Raw genomic sequence first — 24,011 nt, 5'->3', positions numbered from 1 at the left:
CACTTGGCCGGTAATCGACGGTTCGTTCGATATCCGGCTGAGCGATAGAGGGTATCCGGCCTATTCTCGCCGCGATGGCCAAGAACCAAGTCCTTGACACAGCCACCGACTCCGTCGCAGTGCCCGGCACCGCGCCTCCCGCGCCGCGCTCGACAGTGCGATCGCTCCTTCGGCTGTGGCCCTACGTCCGTCCGGTCCGCATGCGCCTGGTGGTCTCGGTGACCGCCGCGCTGCTCGCCTCCCTCAGCACTCTGCTCGTCCCGATCGTCCTCGGCCGGATCGTCGACGGCCCGATCGCCGAGCACGACCTCGAAGCCCTCTGGCCCCTCGCGGCCCTCCTGCTCCTGCTCGGCCTCTCCGAGGCCGCCTTCTTCCACCTCCGCCGCGTGGTGGTGGCCAGACCACTGGCCGACGTCGAGACGACGCTGCGCGGCGAGCTCTACGGCAAGCTGCAGCGACTGCCGATCGCCTTCCACGACCGTTGGGGCTCCGGCCAGTTGCTCTCCCGCGCGATGTCCGACCTGTACGTCATGCGGACCTTCCTGTCGTTCCCGCTGGTCTTCCTCGTCGTCAACACGCTGACCTTCCTGGCCGGCATCGCGCTGATGTTCACCCAGGACTGGCGGCTCGCCCTCATCACCCTCGGCCCGACCCTCCCGCTGTTCCTGCTCACCCGCCGGTTCGAGTCCCGCTACTCCCGCGCCACCCGCCTGACGCAGGACCGCAACGGCGACCTCACCACCCTCGTCGAGGAGTCCGTCCTCGGCATCCGCATCCTCAAGGCCTTCGGCCGCCACCGCTCCATGGCGGAGCGGTTCCACGAGCAGTCCGCCGTGCTCCGCCATACGGAGCTGGAGAAGGCCGGCATGCTCGCCAACCTCTGGTCGATCGTCATCGGCCTGCCCGAACTCGCCCTCGGCTGCGCCATCGCCGTCGGCACCTACCTGGTCGCGCACGACGAACTCAGCGCCGGCGCCCTGGTCGCCTTCCTCTCGACCGCGCTCACCGTGCGCTGGCCGATCGAGTCCCTCGGCTGGCTGATGGCCTACTCCAACGAGGCCGCCACCGCCACCGACCGCTTCTTCGAGGTGCTGGACGAGCCCGACGCCGAGCCGGCCGAAACCATCCGCCCCGCCACCACGGCCGTGAAGACCGTCACCACCCCCGACGGCATCCGGTTCACCGACGTCCGCTTCCGCTACCCCGACGCCCCCGCGGGCACCCCCGACCTGCTCCGCGGCGTGGACCTGCACATCCGCAGCGGCGAGACGATGGCCCTGGTCGGCGCCACCGGCAGCGGCAAGACCACGCTGACCGCGCTGCTCCCCCGCCTCTACGAGACCACCGCCGGCACCATCACCCTGGACGGCCGGGACATCCGCGAGCTGGACCGCCCGTACCTGCGCGAGCTGGTCGCGGTCGCCTTCGAGGACCCCACCCTGTTCTCCACCACCATCCGGGAGAACGTGCTGATGGGCGCCCCCGGCGCGGGCGAGGACCGGCTGCGCGCCGCGCTCGCCACCGCCCAGGCCGGATTCGTCGACCACCTGTCCGAAGGCGTCGACACCGAGGTCGGCGAGCAGGGCCTGGGCCTGTCCGGCGGCCAGCGCCAGCGGCTCGCCCTGGCCCGCGCCGTGGTCGGCGACCCCGCCTTCCTGGTGCTCGACGACCCGCTCTCCGCGCTGGACGTGCACACCGAGGCACTGGTCGAACGCGCCCTGCGCGAGGTCCTCGCCTCCACCACCGCCCTGGTGATCGCCCACCGTCCGAGCACCGTGCTGCTCGCCGACCGGGTCGCCGTCCTGGCGGACGGCCGGATCGAGGCGGTCGGCACCCACCAGGAGCTGCTGCAGAGCTCGGCGCGCTACCGCGCACTCATGTCGGGCGAGGCCGCCCTCGCCCCGGAGAGGAGCACCGCCCGATGACCACCGCCTGCGAGCCCGTCGACACCCTGACGGAGGACGTCCACCCGCATCCGGCCGGTCCGCACGAGGAGGAGCCGCCCACCCCGCCGGCCGACGAGGAGGACATCCCCGTCCCGCCCGGCGCACCCGGCGCCCTGCTGCGCTCGCTGCTCCGCCCGCGCCGGGGCCGGATCGCCGCCGCGATGACGGTGATCCTGCTCCAGCAGGCCGCCCTGCAGTCCGGGCCGCTGCTGGTCGCCCTCGCGATGGACCGCGGCATCCCGGCGCTGCGCGACCACGACTCCGGCCCGCTGATCGCGGTGATCGCCGCCTACCTGGGCTGCGCGCTGCTCAGCACGCTGTTCCAGTGGACGTTCATCAGGGTCAGCGCCCGGGTCAACCAGGACGTCCTGATGGACCTGCGCGGCCGGATCTTCCGGCACGCCCAGCGGCTCAGCCTGGACTTCCACGAGCGGTACACCTCGGGCCGGATCATCTCGCGCGCCACCAGCGACGTGGAGGCGCTGCGCGAACTGCTCTCCGAAGGGCTCCAGGAGCTGCTGACGGTCTCGCTGTCGGTCTGCTCCATCTCGGTGATCCTGCTGGTGCTGGACTGGCAGCTCGGCCTGGCCGCGCTGCTCGCCTTCCTCCCGCTGTGGGTGATCACCCAGTCGTTCCGGCGCCGCTCACGTCTGGTCTACCGGCGTTCGCGCACCGCGGCGGCCTCGCTGATCGTCCGCTTCACCGAGACCATGAACGGCATCCGCCCGGTGAAGGCGTTCCGCCGCGAGCGGACCAACGACGCGGCGTTCGCCGTGGTGAACCGGCAGTCGGCCTCCGCCACCGCGGACAGCCTGCTGGAGGTCGCCCGGTACGGGGGCCTGTCCCGCATGACGGCCAACATCTGGACCACCGGCGTGGTGGTGCTCGGCGCCTACCTGGTCACCGACGGATCGACCGAGCTGGGCGTGCTGACGGCCTTCGTGCTCTACCTGCACCGGTTGTTCGAGCCGATCGACCAGCTGGCGATGTTCCTGAACAGCTACCAGTCGGCCGCCGCCGCGCTGGAGAAGATCGCCGGCCTGCTCGCCCACGAGCCCACCGTGGCCGAGCCGGCGGCGCCCCGGGAGCTGCCGGCCTCGGCCATCAAGGGCCGGGAGGTGCACTTCGAGAAGACCCGGTTCGCCTACCGGACCGGCGCGGAGGTGCTGCCGCCGTTCGACCTGCTGCTGCCGGCCGGGCAGACCGTCGCCGTGGTCGGCGCCACCGGGGCCGGCAAGTCGACGGTGGCCAAGCTGCTCGCCCGGTTCTACGACCCGACGGAGGGCCGGATCACCCTGGACGGGGTGGACCTGCGCGACCTGACCGGGCCGGAGCTGCGGCGCGGGGTGGTGATGGTGACCCAGGAGTCCTTCCTGTTCTCCGGCACGGTCGCCGAGAACATCGCGATCGGCCGTCCGGGAGCCTCCCGCGCCGAGATCGAGGAGGCCGCCCGGGCGATCGGCGCGCACGACTTCATCGCCGAGCTGCCGGACGGCTACGACACCGACGTGCGAAAGCGCGGCGGACGGATCTCGGCCGGCCAGCGGCAGCTGGTCGCCTTCGCCCGCGCGCTGCTCGCCGACCCGGCGGTGCTGATCCTCGACGAGGCCACCAGCTCGCTGGACGTGCCCGGCGAGCAGGCCGTGCAGCAGGCGATGCGCACGGTGCTGGCCGGCCGGACGGCCGTGATCATCGCCCACCGCCTCTCCACCGTGGAGATCGCGGACCGGGTGCTGGTGATGGACCAGGGCCGGATCGTCGAGGACGGCACCCCGGGCGAGCTGATCGACGCCGCCGGACGCTTCGCCAAGCTGCACCAGGCCTGGCGGGACAGTCTGGTCTGACGGCCGACACCCCATGAGTAACAGTCCATAGGCCCTTTCATCCATTACCGAAAGGGCCTATGGTCGTTCCCGGGTTCACCGCCTCGGGATCACGAAGGGGAACGACCATGGTCGACCGTCACCACTGGGAGCAGTGGCAGCGCAGTTGGGACCGCCAGCAGGAGTGGTACCTGCCCGACCGCGAGGAGCGGTTCCGGGTGATGCTCGACGTGGTGGAGGCGGTGGCGGGGCCCGCCCCGCGCGTCCTCGACCTCGCCTGCGGCACCGGCAGCATCACCGAGCGGCTGTTCGCCAGGCTGCCCGGCGCCACCAGCGTCGGCGTGGACCAGGACCCGGCGCTGATGACCATCGCCCGCGGCGTCCTCGGCGACGACGAGCGGTTCACCCTGGTCTCCGCCGACCTCAAGGACCCCCGGTGGGCCGAGGCCCTCCCGCCCGGCCCGTTCGACGCGGTGGTGACCGCCACCGCGCTGCACTGGCTGCCCGGCACCGCCCTGGTCCGGCTCCTCGGCGACCTGGCCGGCCTGGTCCGCCCCGGCGGGGTCTTCCTCAACGCCGACCACATGCCCGACCCGGCGGTCCCGCTGCTCAACGCCGCCGAACGGGCACTGCGGCACGGACGGCAGGAGCGGGAGAAGGCCGAGGGCGTCCTCGACTGGGAGGGCTGGTGGATCGCCGCCGCGGCCGACCCGCTGCTCGCCGAGCAGGTGGCCGTCCGCAACCGGATGTACGGCTCGCACGCCGACGGCGAGTCCCACCCGGCCGGCTGGCACGTCGAGCGGCTGCGCGAGGCGGGCTTCGCCGAGGCCGGGGTGGCCTGGCGCTCGGTCACCGACGCCATGGTCGCCGCCGTGCGGTAGCAGGAGGGGGCGCCGGCCGGACCGGCGCCCCGCTCCCGCCGCTCAGCGCAGCACTCCGGCGTCCATCCCCGCCATCTCCGGCGGCAGCGCCACCAGCCCCAACTCGGCGGGCGAGGCCAGCCGGGGATGGGCGGGCAGCACCCGTACGGTGTAACCGAACGGCCCGGTGCGGCAGAGCTCCAGGGAGCCCTCGTACCTGGTCCGCCCGTCGAGGTCGGGCCCGCCGACCGGCTTGAGGGCGAGCAGGCAGGCGTCGGAGATCCGGTCCGACTCGTCGACCCGGCCGGAGACCACCTGCACCTCGACGTCGGCCGGCTCCAGGGGGCCGAGCGCCACCTGCACCCGCAGCGCCAGCGCGCTGCCCAGCTCCTGCGCCTCGTCCGGGCAGTCCGCCTCGACGTGCTCCACCCGGACGACCGGCCAGGCCTCGCGCACCCCGGCCTTCCACTCGGCCAGCTCGTGGGCGGCCCGGAACGCGCCGGTCCCCGCCAGTTCGCGCTGGGCCAGCGCGGCCGGGGCGTAGAGCCGTTCGACGTACTCGCGGACCATCCGCCCGGCCAGCACCTTGGGCCCGAGGGTGACCAGGGTGTGCCGGACCATCGCGATCCACCGGTGCGGCAGGCCGTCCGAGCCCCGGTCGTAGAAGCGGGCGGCCACCTGCTCCTCGATCAGGTCGTACAGCGCGGCGGCCTCGATGTCGTCGCGCCGCTCGGCCTCCCGGCTGTCCGGGTCGAGCACGCCCTCACCGGTGTCGGCGGTGGGGATCGCCCAGCCGTTCTGGCCGTCGTACCACTCGTCCCACCAGCCGTCCAGCACCGACAGGTTGAGGCAGCCGTTGAGCGCGGCCTTCATCCCCGAGGTGCCGCAGGCCTCCAGCGGGCGGAGCGGGTTGTTCAGCCAGACGTCGCAGCCCGGGTAGAGGTGCTGGGCCATCGCCATGTCGTAGTCCGGCAGGAAGACGATCCGGTGCCGCACGGCCGGGTCGTCGGCGAAGGCGACCATCTGCTGGATCAGCCGCTTGCCCCCGTCGTCGGCCGGGTGGGCCTTGCCGGCGACCACGATCTGCACCGGCCGGGTGGGGTGCAGCAGCAGGGCGCGCAGCCGCTGCTGGTCGCGGAGCATCAGGGTGAGCCGCTTGTAGGACGGCACCCGGCGGGCGAAGCCGATGGTCAGCACGTCCGGGTCGAGCACCGAGGAGACCCAGCCGAGCTCGGCCTCGCCGGCCCCGCGCTGGCGCCAGGAGGCGCGCAGCCGGTGGCGGACCTCGTCGACCAGCTGGGCCCGCAGGGTGCGGCGCAGGTCCCAGACCTCGGCGTTGCCGATCCGCTCCAGCCCCGTCCAGCGCTGGGTCTCGCCGGTGGTCATGGCCTCCTCGGCGCGGTCGGCGCCGATCTCGGTGGCCCCGAGCCGCACCACGGCCGGGTCGATCCAGGTGGCGGCGTGCACGCCGTTGGTGACCGAGGTGATCGGGACGTCGGCGGCGTCGAAGCCCGGCCAGAGGCCGTTGAACATCGAGCGGCTGACCTCGCCGTGCAGGGTGGAGACGCCGTTGGCGCGCTGGGCGAGCCGCAGGCCCATGGCGGCCATGTTGAACAGCTTGGGGTCGCCGCCGCGCCAGGTCTCGGCGCCGAGCGCGAGCACCTGGTCGGCCGGGACGCCGGGCAGCGCGGCGTCCCCGGCGAAGTGCCGGGCGACCAGCTCGCGGTCGAACCGGTCGATGCCGGCCGGGACGGGCGTGTGGGTGGTGAACAGGGTGCCGGCCCGGACCGCCTCCAGGGCGGCGGCGAAGTCGAGGCCGGTGTCGGCGACCAGTTCGCGGATCCGCTCGACGCCGAGGAAGCCGGCGTGGCCCTCGTTGGTGTGGAAGACCTCGGGGGCGGGGTGGCCGGTGAGCCGCTGGTAGGCGCGCACCGCCCGGACGCCGCCGATGCCGAGCAGCATCTCCTGGAGCAGCCGGTGCTCGCTGCCGCCCCCGTAGAGGCGGTCGGTGACGTCGCGCTCGGCGGGTGAGTTGGCCTCGATGCCGGAGTCGAGCAGCAGCAGCGGGACGCGGCCGACCTGGGCCTTCCAGATGTGCGCGGCGAGGGTGCGGCCGCCGGGCAGGGCGAGGTCGACCCGGGCGGGGGTGCCGTCGGCCTCGCGGAGCAGGGTGACGGCCAGCTCGTCCGGGTCCAGCAGGGGGTAGCGCTCCTGCTGCCAGCCGTCCCGGTCGAGGGACTGCCGGAAGTAGCCGTGCCGGTAGAAGAGGCCGACGCCGATGACCGGGACGCCGAGGTCGCTGGCGGCCTTGAGGTGGTCGCCGGCCAGGATGCCGAGGCCGCCGGAGTACTGGGGCAGCGCGGCGGCGATGCCGTACTCGGGCGAGAAGTAGGCGATGGCGGCGGGCAGCGGGGCGGCGGCCTGCTGTCCGGCGCTCTGGTACCAGCGCGGGCCGGCCAGGTACTCCCGCAGGTCGTCGGCGAGGTCGCCGAGCCGGCGCAGGAACCGGCGGTCGGCGGCGAGCGCGGCGAGCCGGGCGGCGGGGACCTCCCCGAGCAGCCGCACCGGGTCCTCGCCCGTCGCGGCCCAGACGTCCGGGTCCACGGACCGGAAGAGGTCCCGGGTCTCGGGGTGCCAGGACCAGCGCAGGTTGAGGGCCAGCTCGTGCAACGGCTGGAGTTGTTCGGGCAGGACGGTGCGGACGGTGAATCTGCGGATTGCCTTCACGGCGTGAAGCGTAGCCGCGACGGATGGCATGATGGTGCGTCAGTTGGGCTATTCGGCATCCGTTCGGCCTATTGATGAGATCGCATTCGGCGCATTGGTCTGCACGGGGGGCGCGCGAGGCGCACTTTCCGCAGGGCCGCGCCACCAATGCGTGAACGCCGTGGAACAGATCCTTTTCCCCCGGCGGACCCGCGCCGGATCGCCGATGGAACTCCTGGCGTACCGCTGCGGAATCGGGGTCACCGGTGCGAGGATGAAGCACGGTCGTCGATGCTGCGGGGTGTGCGGAGACGGGTGGCGTTCCCCCGCGAAGCAGCACGTCCGAATCCTTTTCGCGTTGACCGTTCCTCATCCTGATTGGTCCATTCGGCGAGCATCGCGGACCGCCGCGTGTCCTCGCCCCGGCCCGGCTCGTTCACGGGTGGGCCGGGTCGTCCGGATGCGCGCCCCCGAAGGCGTGCGCCGGAACGCGCGCGGGCTCTCGGGCTCTCCGCCGCGGGCCGAGCGGGAGCGGGGCAGGTTGCCCGGAACGGCGGCGCGGGCAGGCTTCCGTCGCACGTCCTCCCCACCCAGTAGTCCTCCCGGTACTCCCCTGGCCGCTCCGGCCCGCGGGAGCCACCGCCGATCTCGGGCAGGAGTTTGGCATGCACGGCGACACGCGGGACCAGTCCACACCGGTGGCCGACACCCTCGACGCAGCGGTCGCGGAATCCGCCGGACGGATGGATTCTGACACTCGGACAGACGCGGCGATGCCGGGGCCCCGGGGCGCCGGGGCTATCCGTACGGAGCGACCGGACGAACCGGCCCGGCAACCCGGGGCCGACGAGAGCCGGGCCACTCCCCCCACAAGGGCGGAGGCACCGCGCAAGCGCACCACCACCCGCCGCAGCGCGAGCACCGCCGACCCCTCCGCCGGACCGGCCGAGGACGCAGCCCCGGCCCGGGCCGCCGCCGCGCGCCCCGCCGCGGGACGCGCCCGCGCGAAGCCCGCCGCCGCCCGGAAGACCTCCGCCGGCAAGACCGCCGCCCGCACGACGACAGAGAGCGACACCGTGATCGGCCGCATCCCCGTCCTGGACGTCAGCCCACTCGTAGACGCCGGCCGCCGCCCGGCCAAGGCCGTGGTGGGCGAGGCCTTCCCGGTCAGCGCGACCGTGTTCCGCGAGGGCCACGACGCCGTGAACGCCAACGTGGTGCTGCGCGACCCGCGCGGCCGCAGCGGCCCGTGGACCCCGATGCGCGAGCTGGCCGAGGGCAGCGACCGCTGGGGCGCGCACGTCACCCCGACCGCCCCCGGCCGCTGGTCGTACCTGGTGGAGGCGTGGTCCGACCCGGTGGCCACCTGGCGCAGGACCGCCTCGGTCAAGCTGCCGGCCGGGATCGACACGGCGCTCGTCCTGGAGGAGGGCGCCCAGCTGCTGGAGCGCGCCGCCGCCGGGGTGCCGAAGAAGGACGGCCGGGCGGTGGTGCTGGCCGCCGCCGAGGCGCTGCGCGACCCGGGCCTGCCGCCGCTGTCCCGGCTGGCCGCCGCGCTCGCCCCCGAGGTGCAGGAGCTGCTGGCCCGCTTCCCGCTGCGCGAACTGGTGAGCGCCTCCCGGCCGCTCCCGCTCCAGGTGGACCGGGAGCGGGCGCTGTTCGGCTCCTGGTACGAGTTCTTCCCCCGTTCGGAGGGCGCGGTGGTCGACCCCGCCGGGGTGGAGCCGCCCCGCTCGGGGACCCTGCGGACCGCCGCCGAGCGGCTGCCGGCGATCGCCGCGATGGGCTTCGACGTGGTCTACCTGCCGCCGGTCCACCCGATCGGACGAGCCTTCCGCAAGGGCCCGGACAACACCCTGACGGCCGGTCCGCACGACGTCGGCTCGCCGTGGGCGATCGGCTCGCCGGAGGGGGGCCACGACGCCGTCCACCCGGACCTCGGGACCATCGAGGACTTCGACCACTTCGTCGCCGAGGCCACCGCGCTGCACCTGGAGGTGGCGCTGGACTTCGCGCTCCAGTGTTCGCCGGACCACCCGTGGGTGAACAAGCACCCGGAATGGTTCAGCCACCGCGCGGACGGCACCATCGCCTACGCCGAGAATCCGCCGAAAAAATATCAGGATATTTATCCGATCAACTTCGACCAGGACATGGACGGAATCGTCAAGGAGACGATCCGGGTCCTCCGGTTCTGGATGGCGCACGGCGTACGGATCTTCCGGGTCGACAACCCGCACACCAAACCGGTGGTCTTCTGGGAGCGGGTGCTCGCCGACATCGCCCGCACCGACCCCGACGTCCTGTTCCTCGCCGAGGCCTTCACCCGCCCCGCGATGATGCACACCCTGGGGAAGATCGGATTCCACCAGTCGTACACGTACTTCACTTGGCGCAACAGCAAGGCGGAACTCACCGAGTACCTCACCGAGCTGTCCGGCGACGCGGCCGCCCACATGCGGCCCAACCTCTTCGCCAACACCCCGGACATCCTGCACGCCTACCTCCAGCACGGCGGCCCGGCCGCCTTCGCGATCCGCGCCGTGCTGGCCGCCACCCTCTCCCCCAGCTACGGCGTGTACGCCGGCTACGAGCTCTACGAGAACGAGCCGGCCCACCCCGGATCCGAGGAGTACCTGCACTCGGAGAAGTACGAACTGCGCCCCCGGGACTGGAGCCGCACCGACACCCTCGCCCCGCTGCTCACCGTCCTGAACCGGCTGCGCCGCCGTCACCCGGCCCTCCAGCAGTTGCGTTCGCTGCGCTTCCACCCCACCGACAACGACCAGGTGCTCGCCTACTCCAAGACCGCACCGACCCCCGACGGCCTCACCGACCACCTCATCACCGTGGTCAACCTGGATCCCCACCACGCCCAGGAGGCCACCGTCACCCTCGACGGGGACGGGCCGTACGCGGTCCACGACGAGCTCACCGGTGCCGCCTACACGTGGGGCCGGCACAACTACGTCCGGCTCGACCCCTCAGCCGAGCCGGCCCACCTCCTCACGGTTCGGAGGAACCCAGCGTGACAGTGAACGAGCCCGTCCCCGACACCTTCCCCGAGACCTCCGAGAAGAACCTGGACCCCGAGTGGTTCAAGCGTGCGGTCTTCTACGAGGTGCTGGTGCGGTCCTTCCAGGACAGCAACGGCGACGGTGTCGGGGACCTCAGGGGGCTCACCTCCAAGCTCGACTACCTGCAGTGGCTCGGCGTCGACTGCCTCTGGCTGCCGCCGTTCTTCGCCTCGCCGCTGCGCGACGGCGGGTACGACGTCTCCGACTACAAGGCGGTGCTGCCGGAGTTCGGCGACCTCGCCGACTTCATGGAGTTCGTGGACGCGGCGCACCTGCGCGGCATGCGCGTGATCATCGACTTCGTCATGAACCACACCAGCGACCAGCACCCGTGGTTCCAGGCCTCCCGGGAGGACCCGGACGGCCCGTACGGCGACTTCTACATGTGGGCCGACGACGACAAGCAGTACCCCGACGCCCGGATCATCTTCGTCGACACCGAGACCTCCAACTGGACGTACGACCCGGTGCGCAAGCAGTACTTCTGGCACCGGTTCTTCTCCCACCAGCCGGACCTCAACTACGACAACCCCCGGGTCCAGGACGAGATGATCGCCGGCCTGCGGTTCTGGCTGGACCTCGGCATCGACGGGTTCCGGCTGGACGCGGTGCCGTACCTGTTCGCCCGGGAGGGCACCAACTGCGAGAACCTGCCGGAGACCCACGAGTTCCTCCAGCGGGTCCGCAAGGAGATCGACGCCAACTACCCGGACACCGTGCTGCTCGCCGAGGCCAACCAGTGGCCGGAGGACGTCGTCGACTACTTCGGCGACTTCGCCTCCGGCGGCGACGAGTGCCACATGGCGTTCCACTTCCCGGTGATGCCGCGGATCTTCATGGCGGTCCGCCGGGAGTCCCGCTACCCCGTCTCGGAGATCCTCGCCAAGACGCCCAACATCCCGCACGGGTGCCAGTGGGGCATCTTCCTGCGCAACCACGACGAGCTGACCCTGGAGATGGTCACCGACGAGGAGCGCGACTACATGTACGCCGAGTACGCCAAGGACCCGCGGATGCGCGCCAACGTGGGCATCCGCCGGCGGCTCGCCCCGCTGCTGGAGAACGACCGCAACCAGATCGAACTCTTCACCGCCCTGCTGCTCTCCCTGCCCGGCTCGCCGGTGCTCTACTACGGGGACGAGATCGGCATGGGGGACAACATCTGGCTGGGCGACCGGGACGGCGTCCGGACCCCGATGCAGTGGACCCCGGACCGCAACGCGGGTTTCTCCTCCGCCGACCCGGGCAGGCTCAGTCTGCCGCCCATCATGGATCCGGTGTACGGCTATCAGGTGACCAACGTCGAGGCGCAGCAAAGCAGTTCGAGCTCGCTGCTGCACTGGACGCGTCGCATGATCGAGATCCGCAAGCTCAACCCGGCGTTCGGCCTCGGCAGCTACACCGAACTGCCCTCCAGCAACCCCGCGGTGCTGGCCTTCGTGCGCGAGCACGAGGGGGACCTGGTCATGTGCGTGAACAACTTCTCCCGCTTCGCGCAGCCGACCGAACTGGACCTGAGGCAGTACGGCGGGCGGTACCCGGTCGAGCTGATCGGCGGGGTGCGCTTCCCCTCGATCGGTGAGTGGCCGTACCTGCTCACCCTCGCCGGCCACGGCTTCTACTGGTTCCAGCTCCGCCGGCCGCCCAGGCTGAGCGGAACCAGGCGATCGAAGTAACGATCCGGCACCCGCCGCAGGCCCCATCGAAGCCTCCGGGGGCGCGAGTTCGCATCCCGCGCCCCCGGTCGTCTCTGCACCACCGCGTACGGAGAACAGCCCAACGGCCACCCACACGAAGGCGTGACACCCGGGCCCACCGCTCGCGTGCCGCAGCCGCCGCGCCGCCGCAATCCGGAAGACTGACGGACCCGGCCAGACCCGTCGGGCGATCCGCCCAGCTCCTCCGGGGAAAGGGAGTCATGTCCGAAACCTCCCGTTCGCAAGCCCCCCTGCACCGTGACGCCCCAGCCGGCCCCACCGCGGCGGCCGCCCCGCGGGGCACCGGGGTCCGGAGGACCGCCCTGGGGGTCAGCGAACTCGTCCAGGCGGCACTGCCGCTGATCGCCGAGTGGCTCCCCACCCAGCGCTGGTACGCCGGGAAGGGGCGGCCGATCACCGGCCTCACCCCCGTGGTCGGCACCCCCCTCCAGGTCGGCGATCCCGCCCTGCTGCACCTGCTGCTCCGGGTCGAGCACGCCGCCACCGCCGGCGCGCCGCACGGCGACCTGTACCAACTGCTGCTCGGCATCCGCTCGCAGGGCCCCCACGGCATCGAGCCGTCCGCCGTCCTCGGCCGGCTCACCCAGGGCCCGTACGACGGGGCGGCGCTCTACGACGCGGTGCACGACCCGGAGCTCACCGGGCGGCTGCTGGAGCACCTGGCCACCGGCGACCGGTTCGGCTCGCTGTCCTTCCGCCGCACCCCGGGCTCCGGACTCCCCACCAACCTGCCCGGCCGCGCCTCCACCGCCGAGCAGTCCAACAGCTCGGTCATCTACGGCACCTCCTACATCCTGAAGCTGTTCCGCCGCGTCCACCCCGGCACCAACCCCGACCTCGAACTGTCGCTCGCGCTCTCCCGGGCCGGCTCGACCCGCATCCCCCGGGTCGCCGCCTGGTTCGAGAGCCGCCTGGAGCGCGCCGAGCCGGCCACCCTCGGGCTGCTCCAGCGCTACCTCCCCGAGGCCGAGGACGGCTGGGAGCTCGCCCTCGACCAGGTGGGCCGGCTGAAGGGCGACCCGTCTCCGGGCAACTTCGCGATCGAGGCGCACCGGCTGGGCCGGGCCACCGCCGAGGTGCACCGGGTGCTCGCCCGCTCGATGCCGGTCGCCCGGCTGGACCGCACCCAGACCCGGCAGCTGGCGACCGCGATGGCCGACCGGCTGGACAGCGCGGTGGCCGCCGTACCCGGGCTGATGCGCTACCGGGGCGCGCTGCGCTCGGCCTTCCAGCAGATGGCCGACGCCCACCCGGACGGCCTGCCGGTCCAGCGGATCCACGGCGACCTGCACCTCGGCCAGGCGATGCGCACCCCGCACGGCTGGGTGCTGCTGGACTTCGAGGGCGAGCCGGCCAAGTCGGTCGCCGAGCGGCGCGAGCCGCAGACCGCGCTGCGGGACGTCGCCGCGATGCTCCGCTCCTTCGACTACGCCGCCGCCCACCTGCTGGCCGGCGGGCCGCCCGACCCGGAGCTGGCGCACCTGGCCGCCGCCTGGGCGCAGCGCAACCGGACCGCGTTCTGCGCCGGCTACACCGCGGGCGGCGGCACCGACCCGGCCGCCTCGCCGGAGCTGATGCGCGCGCTGGAGATCGACAAGGCGGTGTACGAGGTGGTGTACGAGGCCCGGCACCGGCCGAGCTGGCTGCCGATCCCACTGGCCGCGATCAACCGGCTGGCGCTCACCGTCTGACGTCCCCCGTCCCTCCCGCCCCGCTCCAAGAGAGGTCCCCGCCGTGACGCCGCTCGACCCGCCAGGCCGCACCACCCGCTCCGTGCCGGCCACCTTCCTGGCCGGCCCGGACTCCCCGCAGCGTGAGCCCGCGACCGTCCGGCGGGCCGAGCCGGCGCCGGCCGCCCCCCGGCCCGCCGAGCCGGCGCCCGCCGCGCCGGCGTCCCCCGGGGCGCTGCGGCTGCCCGAGGCGCCGCTGCCGCCCGGCGAGGTGGACCGGCTGGTCCGGGGCCAGCACCACGACCCGCACGCCCTGCTCGGCGCCCACCCCGTGCACGGCGGCACCGCGATCCGGGTGCTCCGCCCGTTCGCCGAGCGGGTCGTGGTGGAGACGGAGCAGGGCCCCGTGGAGCTCACCCACCAACAGGGCGGTCTGTTCACCGGCCTGCTGGCGGCCCCGGAGGCACCCGACTACCGGCTGCTGGTCGGCTACCCCGGCGGCGAGCCGATCCGCCAGCACGACGGCTACCGCACCCCGCCCACCCTCGGCGAACTCGACCTGCACCTGATCTCCGAGGGCCGGCACGAGCAGCTCTGGCAGGCGCTCGGCTCGCACCTGCGCACCGTGGACGGCGTGGCCGGCACCGCCTTCGCCGTCTGGGCGCCGAACGCCGTCGGCGTCCGGCTGATCGGCGACTTCAACCACTGGGACGGCACCGGCCACCCGATGCGCTCGCTCGGCTCCTCCGGGGTCTGGGAGCTGTTCGTCCCGGACCTCGGCGAGGGCGCCCAGTACAAGTACGAGATCCACACCCGGCAGGGCTGGGTGCTGGACAAGGCCGACCCGCTCGCCCGTGCCGCGCAGATCCCGCCCGGCACCGCCTCGGTCGTCACCGCCTCGTCCCACCGCTGGCAGGACGGCGAGTGGATGGCCCGCCGGGCGCGCACGGTGCACCACCGCGCCCCGATGTCGGTGTACGAGCTGCATCTGCCCTCCTGGCGCCCCGACCTCACCACCTATCGCGCCATTGCCGCCGAACTCCCCGGGTACCTCAAGGAGTTGAACTTCACCCATGTGGAGTTCATGCCGGTCATGGAGCACCCGTTCGGCGGCTCCTGGGGCTACCAGGTGTCCGGCTACTACGCGCCCACCGCCCGGCTCGGCAGTCCGGACGACTTCCGCTTCCTGGTCGACACCCTGCACCAGCACGGCATCGGCGTGATCGTCGACTGGGTGCCCGCGCACTTCCCCAAGGACGACTTCGCGCTCGCCCGCTTCGACGGCCAGCCGCTGTACGAGCCGGCCGACCCGCAGCGCGCCGAGCACCCGGACTGGGGCACCCTGGAGTTCGACTACGGCCGGACCGAGGTGCGCAACTTCCTGGTCGCCAACGCGGTCTACTGGTGCGAGGAGTTCCACGTCGACGGCCTGCGGGTGGACGCCGTCGCCTCCATGCTCTACCTCGACTACTCGCGCGACAGCGGCGACTGGAGCCCCAACCAGTACGGCGGGCGGGAGAACCTCGACGCGGCCGCCTTCCTCCAGGAGATGAACGCCACCGTCTACCGGCGCTGCCCCGGGGTGATCACCGTCGCCGAGGAGTCCACCGCCTGGGACGGCGTCACCCGGCCCACCGACCAGGGCGGGCTCGGCTTCGGCCTCAAGTGGAACATGGGCTGGATGCACGACTCGCTGGTCTACATGAGCAAGGACCCGGTGCACCGCAAGTACCACCACAACGAGATCACCTTCTCGATGGTGTACGCCTACTCGGAGAACTACATCCTGCCGATCTCGCACGACGAGGTGGTGCACGGCAAGCAGGCGCTGGTCGCCAAGATGCCCGGCGACTGGTGGCAGCAGCGCGCCAACCACCGCGCCTACCTCGGCTTCATGTGGGCCCACCCGGGCAAGCAACTGCTGTTCATGGGGCAGGAGTTCGCCCAGGGCGCGGAGTGGCACCACGAGCAGGGCCCGCAGTGGTGGGTACTCGACCGGAAGTGGCCGGCGCACGAGGAGCACCGGGGCGTACGCCGGCTGGTGGGCGACCTCAACCGGCGCTACCTGGAGAGCCCGGCGCTCTGGGAGCAGGACACCGCCCCCGCGGGTTTCCGCTGGCTGGACGGCGGCTCCGCCGAGGACAACCTGCTCTCCTTCGTCCGGTACGCCGCCGACGGCACCCCGCTGGTCGCCGTCTGCAACTTCTCCCCCGTCGTCCGGCACGGCCACCGGATCGGCCTGCCCGAGCTGCCCGGCCGCGACCAGCTCTGGGAAGAGGCCCTCAACACCGACGCCACGGAGTACGGTGGCAGCGGAACGGCCAACTCCCTTCCGGTGAAGGCGGAACCGGTCACCTGGAACGGCCAGCCGCGCAGCGCCGAACTGGTCCTGCCCCCGCTGGCGACCCTCTGGCTCCGCCCGGCGTGACGTTCTAGGCTCCCCGCCTGAGACGTCGGCAGCAGGCGGGGGGCCTTCTGTGGGTTTGGTGCTGGGCTGGTGCTACCTCCTGCTGCCACTGGCCTGTTGGGCCGCACTGGCCCGCACCCGGGCGACCGGGCTGGTGGTCGCCGCCGTACTGGTCGCCCTCGCGGTGGTCCCGGTCGGGCTGGAACGCGAGTGGTTCCACAGCCGGGCCACCGCCGAGTCCCAGTCCGGCTACCCGCTCGCCGCCGGGCTGGTGGTGCTGCTCGGCACCCTGACCGAGCGGCGGCGCCACGGCCCCCGGCCGGCCCGGGGGTCCGTCCAGCCGGCCGCGGGGGCGACCATCGCGATCGCCGCCCACTCACTGGTCGGCCTGGTCATCGGTCTGCTCTACCAGCTCGCCGTCCACGAGCCCTTCTCCCCGGAACGCCACGAGGTGTCGCTGCCGCACGGCCTGGCCGTCGGGCACGACAGCGGCCCCGACCGCAGCTGCGGCCTGCACGCCTGCCGCCGCGACCTCGTGATCGTGAGCACCGAGGGCCTGTCCGGCGCCGAGGCGGCCCGCCGGCTGCGCGCCCGGCTGGCCGCCGACGGCTGGACCCCGGGTCCCGGCGGGACCCTGGCCCACCGGCACGGCTGGCTGCTGGACAAGCGGATCACCCTGCTCTCCCTCACCGAGCAGCCCGCCGCGGTGACCGTCCGGCTCACCGGCCCCGACCGCTTCCCCTGATGACCTCCGGCCGTCCCGGATGACCTTCGGCCCCTTGCCCCCCGCCGGGCCGTTCTGCTCGCGAACGGGCGTTCACGGTGCGAAGGTATGGTCGATATGACCACTTCCTGAGACGACGGGACGGAGAGAGCCGCGTGGCGCGCAGCGTGTACGTGACCGGGATCGGCCGGGGGGACGGCCGGCAGGCGGTGGAGCTCGGGGTCATGGAGCTGCTCACCCGCCGGGTGGACCGGGTCGGGGTGTTCCGCCCCCTGGTGCACGCCCAGACCCCCGGGGAGGCGGGCGCGGACCACGTGGTCGAGCTGCTGCGCGCCCGCTACCGGCTGGACCTGCCGGCCGCCGAGCTGTACGGCCTCAGCTACGAGGAGGCCGCCGCGCTCCAGGCCGCGCACGGGCAGGACGAGCTGGTCTCGGTGCTGGTGGACCGCTTCCACGCGCTGGAGCGGCGCTGCCAGGCGGTCCTGGTGCTCGGCACCGACTTCGCCGACACCAACATCCCCGACGAGCTGGCCTTCAACGCCCGGCTGGCCAACGAGTTCGGCGCCGCCGTGCTGCCGGTGGTCGGCGGGCACGGCGAGGACGCCGACGCGGTGATCGCCGAGGTCCGCAACGCCCACCGCGCCTACACCGACCTCGGCTGCGAGACCCTGGCGATGATCGCCAACCGGGTCGCCCCGGCCGCCGAGCAGCCGGTCCGGCACAAGCTCTCCGAGAAGCTGCCGATCCCCGCCTACGTCATCCCCGAGGAGCCGGCGCTGGCCGCGCCGACCGTCGCCCAGCTGGTCGACGCCACCGGCGCCGAGGTGCTGATCGGCGACGCGGCCGGCCTGGCCCGGGACGTGCGCGGCTTCGTCTTCGGCGGCGCGATGCTGCCGACCTTCCTGGACGCCCTGACCGAGGGCGCCCTGGTGGTCACCCCCGGGGACCGCGCCGACCTGGTGATCGGCTCGCTGGCCGCGCACGCCGCCGGCGCACCGCCGATCGCCGGCGTCCTGCTCACCCTCGGCCAGCACCCCGGCCCGAACGTGATGGCGCTGGCCGCCCGGCTCGCGCCCGGCACCCCGGTCGCGGTCGTCCCGGAGGGCAGTTGGCTCACCGCCGCCGCGCTGACCCACCTGGAGGGCAAGCTCTCCGCGGCCAGCCCCCGGAAGGCCGAGACCGCCCTCGGACTGTTCGAACTGCACGTGGACACCGATGAGTTGACCAAGCTGATCGAGGTCGGCCGGTCCGAGCGGGTGACCCCGATGATGTTCGAGCACGAGCTGCTGGAGCGGGCCAGGGCGGCCCGCCGGCACGTGGTGCTGCCGGAGGGCACCGAGGAGCGGGTGCTGCGCGCCGCCGAGATCCTGCTGCGCCGCAACATCTGCGACCTCACCCTGCTCGGCGAGCCCGACGCCGTACGCCGCAAGGCCGCCGCGCTCGGCATCGGCCTGCCCGCCGAGAACCCGGCCGCCGACCGCGCGCAGGTGCGGATCGTCGACCCGGCCACCAGCCCGCTGCGCCGCCAGTTCGCCGAGCTGTACGCCAAGCTGCGGGCGCACAAGGGCATGACCGTCGAGCTGGCCCTGGACGTGGTCACCGACGTCTCCTACTTCGGCACCCTGATGGTCCAGGAGGGCATCGCCGACGGCATGGTCTCCGGCGCGGCGCACTCCACCGCCGCCACCATCCGCCCCGCCTTCGAGGTGATCAAGACCTCGCCGGGGGCGGCCATCGTCTCCAGCGTCTTCTTCATGTGCCTGGCGGACAAGGTGCTGGTCTACGGCGACTGCGCGGTCAACCCGGACCCGGACGCCCAGCAGCTCGCCGACATCGCCATCCAGTCGGCCGCCACCGCCGCCCAGTTCGGCGTCGAGCCGCGGGTCGCGATGCTCTCCTACTCGACCGGCACCTCCGGCTCCGGCGCGGACGTCGACAAGGTCCGCAAGGCGACCGAGCTGGTGCGCGAGCTGCGCCCGGACATCCTGGTCGAGGGGCCGATCCAGTACGACGCCGCGGTGGACGCGCACGTCGCGGCGGCCAAGCTGCCCGGCTCGCCGGTGGCCGGCCGGGCGACCGTGCTGATCTTCCCGGACCTCAACACCGGCAACAACACCTACAAGGCGGTCCAGCGCTCGGCCGGGGCCGTCGCCGTCGGACCGGTGCTCCAGGGGCTGCGCAAGCCGGTCAACGACCTGTCGCGCGGCGCGCTGGTGCAGGACATCGTCAACACGGTGGCGATCACCGCCATCCAGTCGCAGGAGCGCGGGTCCGGGCCGCGCGGTGAAGGGGGCACGGCATGAGTGCGGGCACACGGGTCCTGGTGCTGAACGCCGGCTCCTCGTCGGTGAAGTACCAGCTGATCGACATGCTGGACGGCGACCGGCTCGCCTCCGGGCTGGTCGAGCGGATCGGCGAGGCCGGCGGGCGGCTGCTGCACGCCCCCCGCGGCGGCGCGGAGCGGGAGACCGTCCAGGCCTTCCCCGACCACGGCGCGGCGCTCAAGGCGGTCGCCGAGGAGCTGGCCGCCGACGGGCTGGGGCTGGACTCGCCCGAGCTGGCCGCGATCGGCCACCGGGTGGTGCACGGCGGGCTGCGGTTCACCGAGCCGACCGTGATCACCGACGACGTGCTCAAGGAGATCCGCCGGCTGATCCCGGTGGCGCCGCTGCACAATCCGGCCAACATCACCGGCATCGAGGTGGCCCGGGGGCTGCGGCCCGACCTGCCGCAGGTGGCCGTCTTCGACACCGCCTTCCACTCCTCGATGCCCGAGCACGCCGCCCGGTACGCGATCGACAAGGACGTGGCCGACGAGCACCGGGTGCGCCGCTACGGCTTCCACGGCACCTCGCACCAGTACGTCTCGCGGGCCACCGCGCGGCTCCTCGGCAAGGACCCGGCCGAGGTCAACGTGATCGTGCTGCACCTGGGCAACGGCGCCTCCGCCTCGGCGGTGGCCGGCGGGCGCTGCGTCGACACCTCGATGGGCCTGACCCCGCTGGAGGGCCTGGTGATGGGCACTCGTTCGGGTGACATCGACGCGGGCGTGGTCTTCCACCTGCACCGGGTGGGCGGGCTGTCGATCGACGGCATCGACGACCTGCTCAACCGCCGCAGCGGCCTGCTGGGCCTGTGCGGGGACAACGACATGCGCGAGATCATGCGCCGCGCCGACGACGGCGACGCGGACGCGAAGCTGGCCTTCGACGCGTACGTCCACCGGGTGCGCAAGTACATCGGCGGGTACTACGCGGTGCTCGGCCGGGTGGACGCGATCGCCTTCACCGCGGGCGTCGGGGAGAACGCGGCACCGGTGCGGGCCGCCGCCACGGCCGGCCTGGAGGAGCTCGGCATCGCCGTCGACCCCGAACTCAACTCGGTACGCTCGCGCGAGCCGCGGATCATCTCCCCCGCCCTGCTCCCCTCGGGGGGCCGCGCCCGGGTGGCGGTCGCCGTCGTCCCCACCGACGAGGAGCTGGAGATCGCCCGGCAGACCTTCGCCCTGGTGCACCGGTCGTCCGAAAACTGACCCCCCGTCGTCTCGTTCTGCGGACTCCTGGCCGGCGATTCCTCTCCATTCGCGCCGAATGCACCAATAACACGAACGGATAGACTGATCGATATGCGCCGAGCGAAAATTGTCTGCACCCTGGGTCCCGCGACGGACTCCTACGAACAGCTCAAGGCCATCGTCGAAGCGGGCATGAACGTCGCCCGCCTGAACATGAGCCACGGCTCCCACGGGGAACACGAGGAGCGGTACCGCAAGGTCCGCCAGGTTTCGGAGGACACCGGCAAGACCATCGGCGTTCTGGCCGACCTCCAGGGCCCCAAGATCCGTCTGGCGACCTTCGCCAACGGTCCGGTGACCGTCGACAACGGCGACGAGTTCACCATCACCACCGAGGACGTCCCCGGTGACCAGCACATCTGCGGAACCACCTACAAGGGCCTCCCGGGCGACGTCAAGCCCGGCGACCCGGTCCTGATCAACGACGGCGTCATCGCCCTTGAGGTCGTCAGCGTCGACGGCCCGCGGGTCAAGACCGTGGTCGTCGAGGGCGGCGTGCTCTCGAACAACAAGGGCATCAACCTCCCCGGCGCGGCCGTCAACGTGCCCGCCCTGTCCGAGAAGGACAAGGAGGACCTGCGCTTCGCCCTCCGCCTGGGCGTCGACATGGTCGCCCTCTCCTTCGTCCGCAACGCCGCGGACATCAAGGACGTCCACGAGGTCATGGACGAGGTCGGCATCCGGGTGCCGGTGATCGCCAAGATCGAGAAGCCGCAGGCCGTCGAGGCGATGGAGGAGATCGTCCTCGCCTTCGACGCGATCATGGTGGCCCGTGGCGACCTGGCCGTCGAGTACCCGCTGGAGCGGGTGCCGCTGGTCCAGAAGCAGCTGATCACCCTGGCCCGCCGGAACGCCAAGCCGGTCATCGTCGCCACCCAGATGATGGAGTCGATGATCCACGCCTCGCGCCCGACCCGCGCCGAGGTCTCCGACGTCGCCAACGCCATCCTGGACGGCACGGACGCGGTCATGCTGTCCGCCGAGTCCAGCGTCGGCAAGTACCCGGTCGAGACCGTCCGGACCATGAGCCGGATCTGCGAGAAGGCCGAGGAGGAGCTGCTCTCCCAGGGCCTCCAGCCGCTCAACCCCGGCCGCAAGCCGCGCACCCAGGGCGGCTCCATCGCCCGCGCCGCGTGCGAGCTGGGCGACTTCCTGAACGGCAAGGCGCTGGTCGCGTTCACCAAGTCCGGTGACACCGCGCGCCGGCTCTCCCGCTACCGCTCGCCGATCCCGGTGATCGCCTTCACCCCGGACCACGCCACCCGCAACCAGCTCTCGCTGAGCTGGGGCGTCGAGGCGCACGTGACCGAGCAGGTGGACACCACCGACGAGATGGTCGCGCAGGTCGACCGGGAGCTGCTGCGCATCAGCGAGCTGGGCGCGGGCGACACCGTGATCGTCACCGCCGGCTCGCCCCCCGGCGTCCCCGGCAACACCAACATGGTCCAGGTGCACCACCTGGGCACCCGCACCGCGTAAGACGGCGCGAAGCACGCCCGTGGGGCGGTCCCTCCGGACGGGAGGGGCCGCCCCGCGGGCGTCGGGGGGCCGGGCTCAGGCGTTCCCGGGGTAGGGCAGGTCGTCGTTGTAGAGCTGCATGCCCGGAATCCTCAGGGTGCCGCCGAACTGGCCCGACTGGATCGCGGTCACCCCGGTCAGCTCGATCCACAGCGGCAGCTGCAGCTGGCCGATCAGGTCGTACAGCCACTGCGGCAGCGGGCCGTCCGGGGTGAGGGTGAGCTCGCCCAGGTCGATCGGGACCGGCAGGCCGAGCACCTTGGACAGATGGCCGGAGAGCCGCTCCACGTACATGGTGACCGGGCCCTTGCGCATGGTCGAGACCGAGCCGGGCGCGCCCTTGACGTGGAAGGTCCTGCCGTTGCCCTCCAGCGTCGACATGTGCAGGTTCTCGATGTCGACGCTCTCCACCTCGAACTTCAGCACCCGTTTGGTGCCGGTGGGAGTCCGGACGTTGACCACGCCGAGCAGCACGGCGTGGTTCAGGGCGAGCCGGGTGGTCTCCAGGGTCCAGTTCTGGTCCGGCACCAGGACCGGGTTGTCGGCCGGCTTGCCGTCGGGGGCCAGCGCCTCGGTGTCGACCAGGCAGTTCGGGTCCTTCGACGGGGTGGCCGAGGGGCTGCCGGAGGCGGTCGGCCTCGCGGGGGCGGACGGGGTGCCGGACGGCTTCGGGGCGGCCGGCGCCGTCGACGCGCCCGGGGTGGCGGGCGGGGTCGGCGCGGTCGTTCCAGGGGTGGCGGCGGCCGTGGGTGCGGCGGTGCCGGCCGGTGTGCCCGTCGGCTCGGTGGTCGGCGTGCCCGTCGGTGCCGCCGTGGCCGGGGTCCCGGCGGTCGGTGCCCCGGCGGAGGGGCCCGCGGTGGCGGTGGGGCTCGCCGGGCTTTCCGGGGAGGCCGGGCCGGTGATGCCGCCGACGGTGTCGTCGACGAGCCCGGCCCGGACGGCCCCGCCACCGGCGGTCGCGGTCGGCCCTGCGGTCGCGGTCGCCGTCGGTTCCGGCCCGGCCGTCGCGGCCGTCGGTTCCGGCGCGGCCGTCGGGGCCGCGGTCGGGGCGGGCGTCCCGGTGGCCGGGGCCTCCGGCAGCGGGACGGACGGGCCGGGGACCGGCGGCGGCAGCTCGCTCTTGGGCACCGGTGTCTCGGCCACCACGGGCGTCCGCGGCACGGCGTCCGGAGCGGTGGCGCACGGCTTTCCGGCGGTGGACTCGGCGATCGCCGGGTTCGGGGTGTAGGCGGCGGCCATCAGCAGCGCGGTCGGCACGGCGGCCATCGCCAGCGCCCGTCCGCGCAGCCGGACCCGCACCGGCGTGCGGGGCGCCGCGTGCCGGGGCGGGCGCCGTGCCGGGGACTGCGGAAGCTCCTCGCGCGGCTCGCTCACCGGACCTCCTTGGGCTCGCCCGCCTGCTGCGCCGGGACGGTCCCCTCGACGGCGGCCGGGGGCTGCCGGACGGCGGGCTCGTCGGCGGGCTCGTGGGCGGGCTCGTCGACGGCCGCCCGGTCGGCGGGCGCGGCGACGGCCTCGGCCTCGGCCGGGTCGGCCTCCGGCAGCGGCGCCCAGGCGATCATCAGACCGCCGCCGATCAGGCCCGGAAGGACCGACAGCCCGAAGCCGCCCAGGTTGGAGACCGGGATCGAGACCAGGGTGAGCAGGGTGGTGGCGATGCCCGCGAAGACCCGGACGACCGGCTGGAACCAGCCGGTCAGCCCGAGCACCACCAGTAGCACCCCGATGATCAGCGAGCCCGCGCCGGCCGTGGTGGCCATGGCGATCGTCATGCCGTTCAACGACAGGTTGGCGTACGGGAAGTACATGATCGGGAGGCCGGCGAAGACGGCCAGCAGCCCGCCCCAGAACGGCCGGGAGCGGCGGAAGTCACGGAACACCCGGCGTACCCACCGGACGGGGTTCTCGCGTTCGACGGGCCGCGGCTCGGCAAGGGTGCTGGACACGATGCAGCTCCTCGATGAGGTGACGAGGTGAAACAGAAAGGG

Annotated in this window: 14 protein-coding genes; 11 read left to right on the top strand and 3 right to left on the bottom strand. The window is 73.0% G+C overall.

Annotated features, from left to right (window positions below; genetic code table 11):
* The first annotated feature begins 74 nt into the window (after positions 1-74).
* The 3 genes from ACFU74_RS12755 (at position 75) to ACFU74_RS12745 (ending at position 4,650) form a co-directional block, all read left to right on the top strand.
* Complete coding sequence (locus tag ACFU74_RS12755) at positions 75-1,925, top strand: ABC transporter ATP-binding protein (protein ID WP_380755650.1); 1,851 nt, start codon at positions 75-77, stop codon at positions 1,923-1,925.
* On the top strand, positions 1,922-3,790 hold the full coding sequence (locus ACFU74_RS12750) for an ABC transporter ATP-binding protein (protein ID WP_380755648.1): 1,869 nt from the start codon (positions 1,922-1,924) through the stop codon (positions 3,788-3,790). The genes ACFU74_RS12755 and ACFU74_RS12750 overlap by 4 nt, the downstream gene beginning before the upstream one ends.
* A 107-nt stretch (positions 3,791-3,897) precedes the next feature.
* Positions 3,898-4,650 carry a class I SAM-dependent methyltransferase gene (locus ACFU74_RS12745; RefSeq protein WP_380755646.1) on the top strand — a complete coding sequence of 251 codons (753 nt, stop codon included), beginning with the start codon at positions 3,898-3,900 and terminating at the stop codon, positions 4,648-4,650.
* Positions 4,651-4,692: 42 nt separating this feature from the next.
* Here ACFU74_RS12745 and glgP read toward each other — a convergent pair whose 3' ends face one another.
* Positions 4,693-7,356 (bottom strand): alpha-glucan family phosphorylase, encoded by a 2,664-nt coding sequence (gene glgP, locus ACFU74_RS12740; protein ID WP_380755644.1) that lies wholly within the window; start codon positions 7,354-7,356, stop codon positions 4,693-4,695.
* 1,055 nt (positions 7,357-8,411) lie between these two features.
* Here glgP and ACFU74_RS12735 point away from each other — a divergent pair.
* The 8 genes from ACFU74_RS12735 (at position 8,412) to pyk (ending at position 21,984) form a co-directional block, all read left to right on the top strand.
* Positions 8,412-10,367 carry an alpha-1,4-glucan--maltose-1-phosphate maltosyltransferase gene (locus tag ACFU74_RS12735; protein WP_380755680.1) on the top strand — a complete coding sequence of 652 codons (1,956 nt, stop codon included), beginning with the start codon at positions 8,412-8,414 and terminating at the stop codon, positions 10,365-10,367.
* Positions 10,364-12,088, top strand: a complete 1,725-nt coding sequence (gene treS, locus ACFU74_RS12730; RefSeq protein WP_380755642.1) for a maltose alpha-D-glucosyltransferase — start codon at positions 10,364-10,366, stop codon at positions 12,086-12,088. The genes ACFU74_RS12735 and treS overlap by 4 nt, the downstream gene beginning before the upstream one ends.
* A gap of 242 nt (positions 12,089-12,330) precedes the next feature.
* Positions 12,331-13,821 carry a phosphotransferase gene (locus ACFU74_RS12725; protein WP_380755641.1) on the top strand — a complete coding sequence of 497 codons (1,491 nt, stop codon included), beginning with the start codon at positions 12,331-12,333 and terminating at the stop codon, positions 13,819-13,821.
* 43 nt (positions 13,822-13,864) lie between these two features.
* Positions 13,865-16,228 carry a 1,4-alpha-glucan branching protein GlgB gene (gene glgB / locus ACFU74_RS12720; RefSeq protein WP_380755639.1) on the top strand — a complete coding sequence of 788 codons (2,364 nt, stop codon included), beginning with the start codon at positions 13,865-13,867 and terminating at the stop codon, positions 16,226-16,228.
* Between the two features lie 49 nt (positions 16,229-16,277).
* Positions 16,278-16,952 carry a hypothetical protein gene (locus ACFU74_RS12715; protein ID WP_380755638.1) on the top strand — a complete coding sequence of 225 codons (675 nt, stop codon included), beginning with the start codon at positions 16,278-16,280 and terminating at the stop codon, positions 16,950-16,952.
* A gap of 134 nt (positions 16,953-17,086) precedes the next feature.
* Complete coding sequence (gene pta / locus ACFU74_RS12710) at positions 17,087-19,234, top strand: phosphate acetyltransferase (protein ID WP_380755636.1); 2,148 nt, start codon at positions 17,087-17,089, stop codon at positions 19,232-19,234.
* Complete coding sequence (locus ACFU74_RS12705) at positions 19,231-20,463, top strand: acetate kinase (RefSeq protein ID WP_380755635.1); 1,233 nt, start codon at positions 19,231-19,233, stop codon at positions 20,461-20,463. The genes pta and ACFU74_RS12705 overlap by 4 nt, the downstream gene beginning before the upstream one ends.
* Positions 20,464-20,556: 93 nt before the next feature.
* A complete protein-coding gene (gene pyk, locus ACFU74_RS12700; RefSeq protein ID WP_380755633.1) occupies positions 20,557-21,984 on the top strand; it encodes a pyruvate kinase in 1,428 nt (475 codons plus the stop codon).
* Between the two features lie 75 nt (positions 21,985-22,059).
* On the opposite strand, the gene ACFU74_RS12695 is transcribed toward pyk, so the two are convergent.
* Both ACFU74_RS12695 and ACFU74_RS12690 read right to left on the bottom strand, forming a co-directional pair.
* Positions 22,060-23,397, bottom strand: coding sequence for a hypothetical protein (locus tag ACFU74_RS12695; protein WP_380755632.1), 1,338 nt, complete (start codon positions 23,395-23,397; stop codon positions 22,060-22,062).
* Entirely contained in the window at positions 23,394-23,969 is a 576-nt protein-coding gene (locus tag ACFU74_RS12690) for a DUF6114 domain-containing protein (protein WP_380755631.1), read from the bottom strand. Before ACFU74_RS12690 ends, ACFU74_RS12695 begins: the two co-directional genes overlap by 4 nt.
* Between the last annotated feature and the right edge of the window lie 42 nt (positions 23,970-24,011).

The organism is Kitasatospora sp. NPDC057500, assembly GCF_042802195.1.
Classification (GTDB): Bacteria; Actinomycetota; Actinomycetes; order Streptomycetales; family Streptomycetaceae; genus Kitasatospora.
The sequence above is the reverse complement of the archived record's forward strand: the minus strand, read 5'-3'. Positions and strand labels throughout refer to the sequence as shown.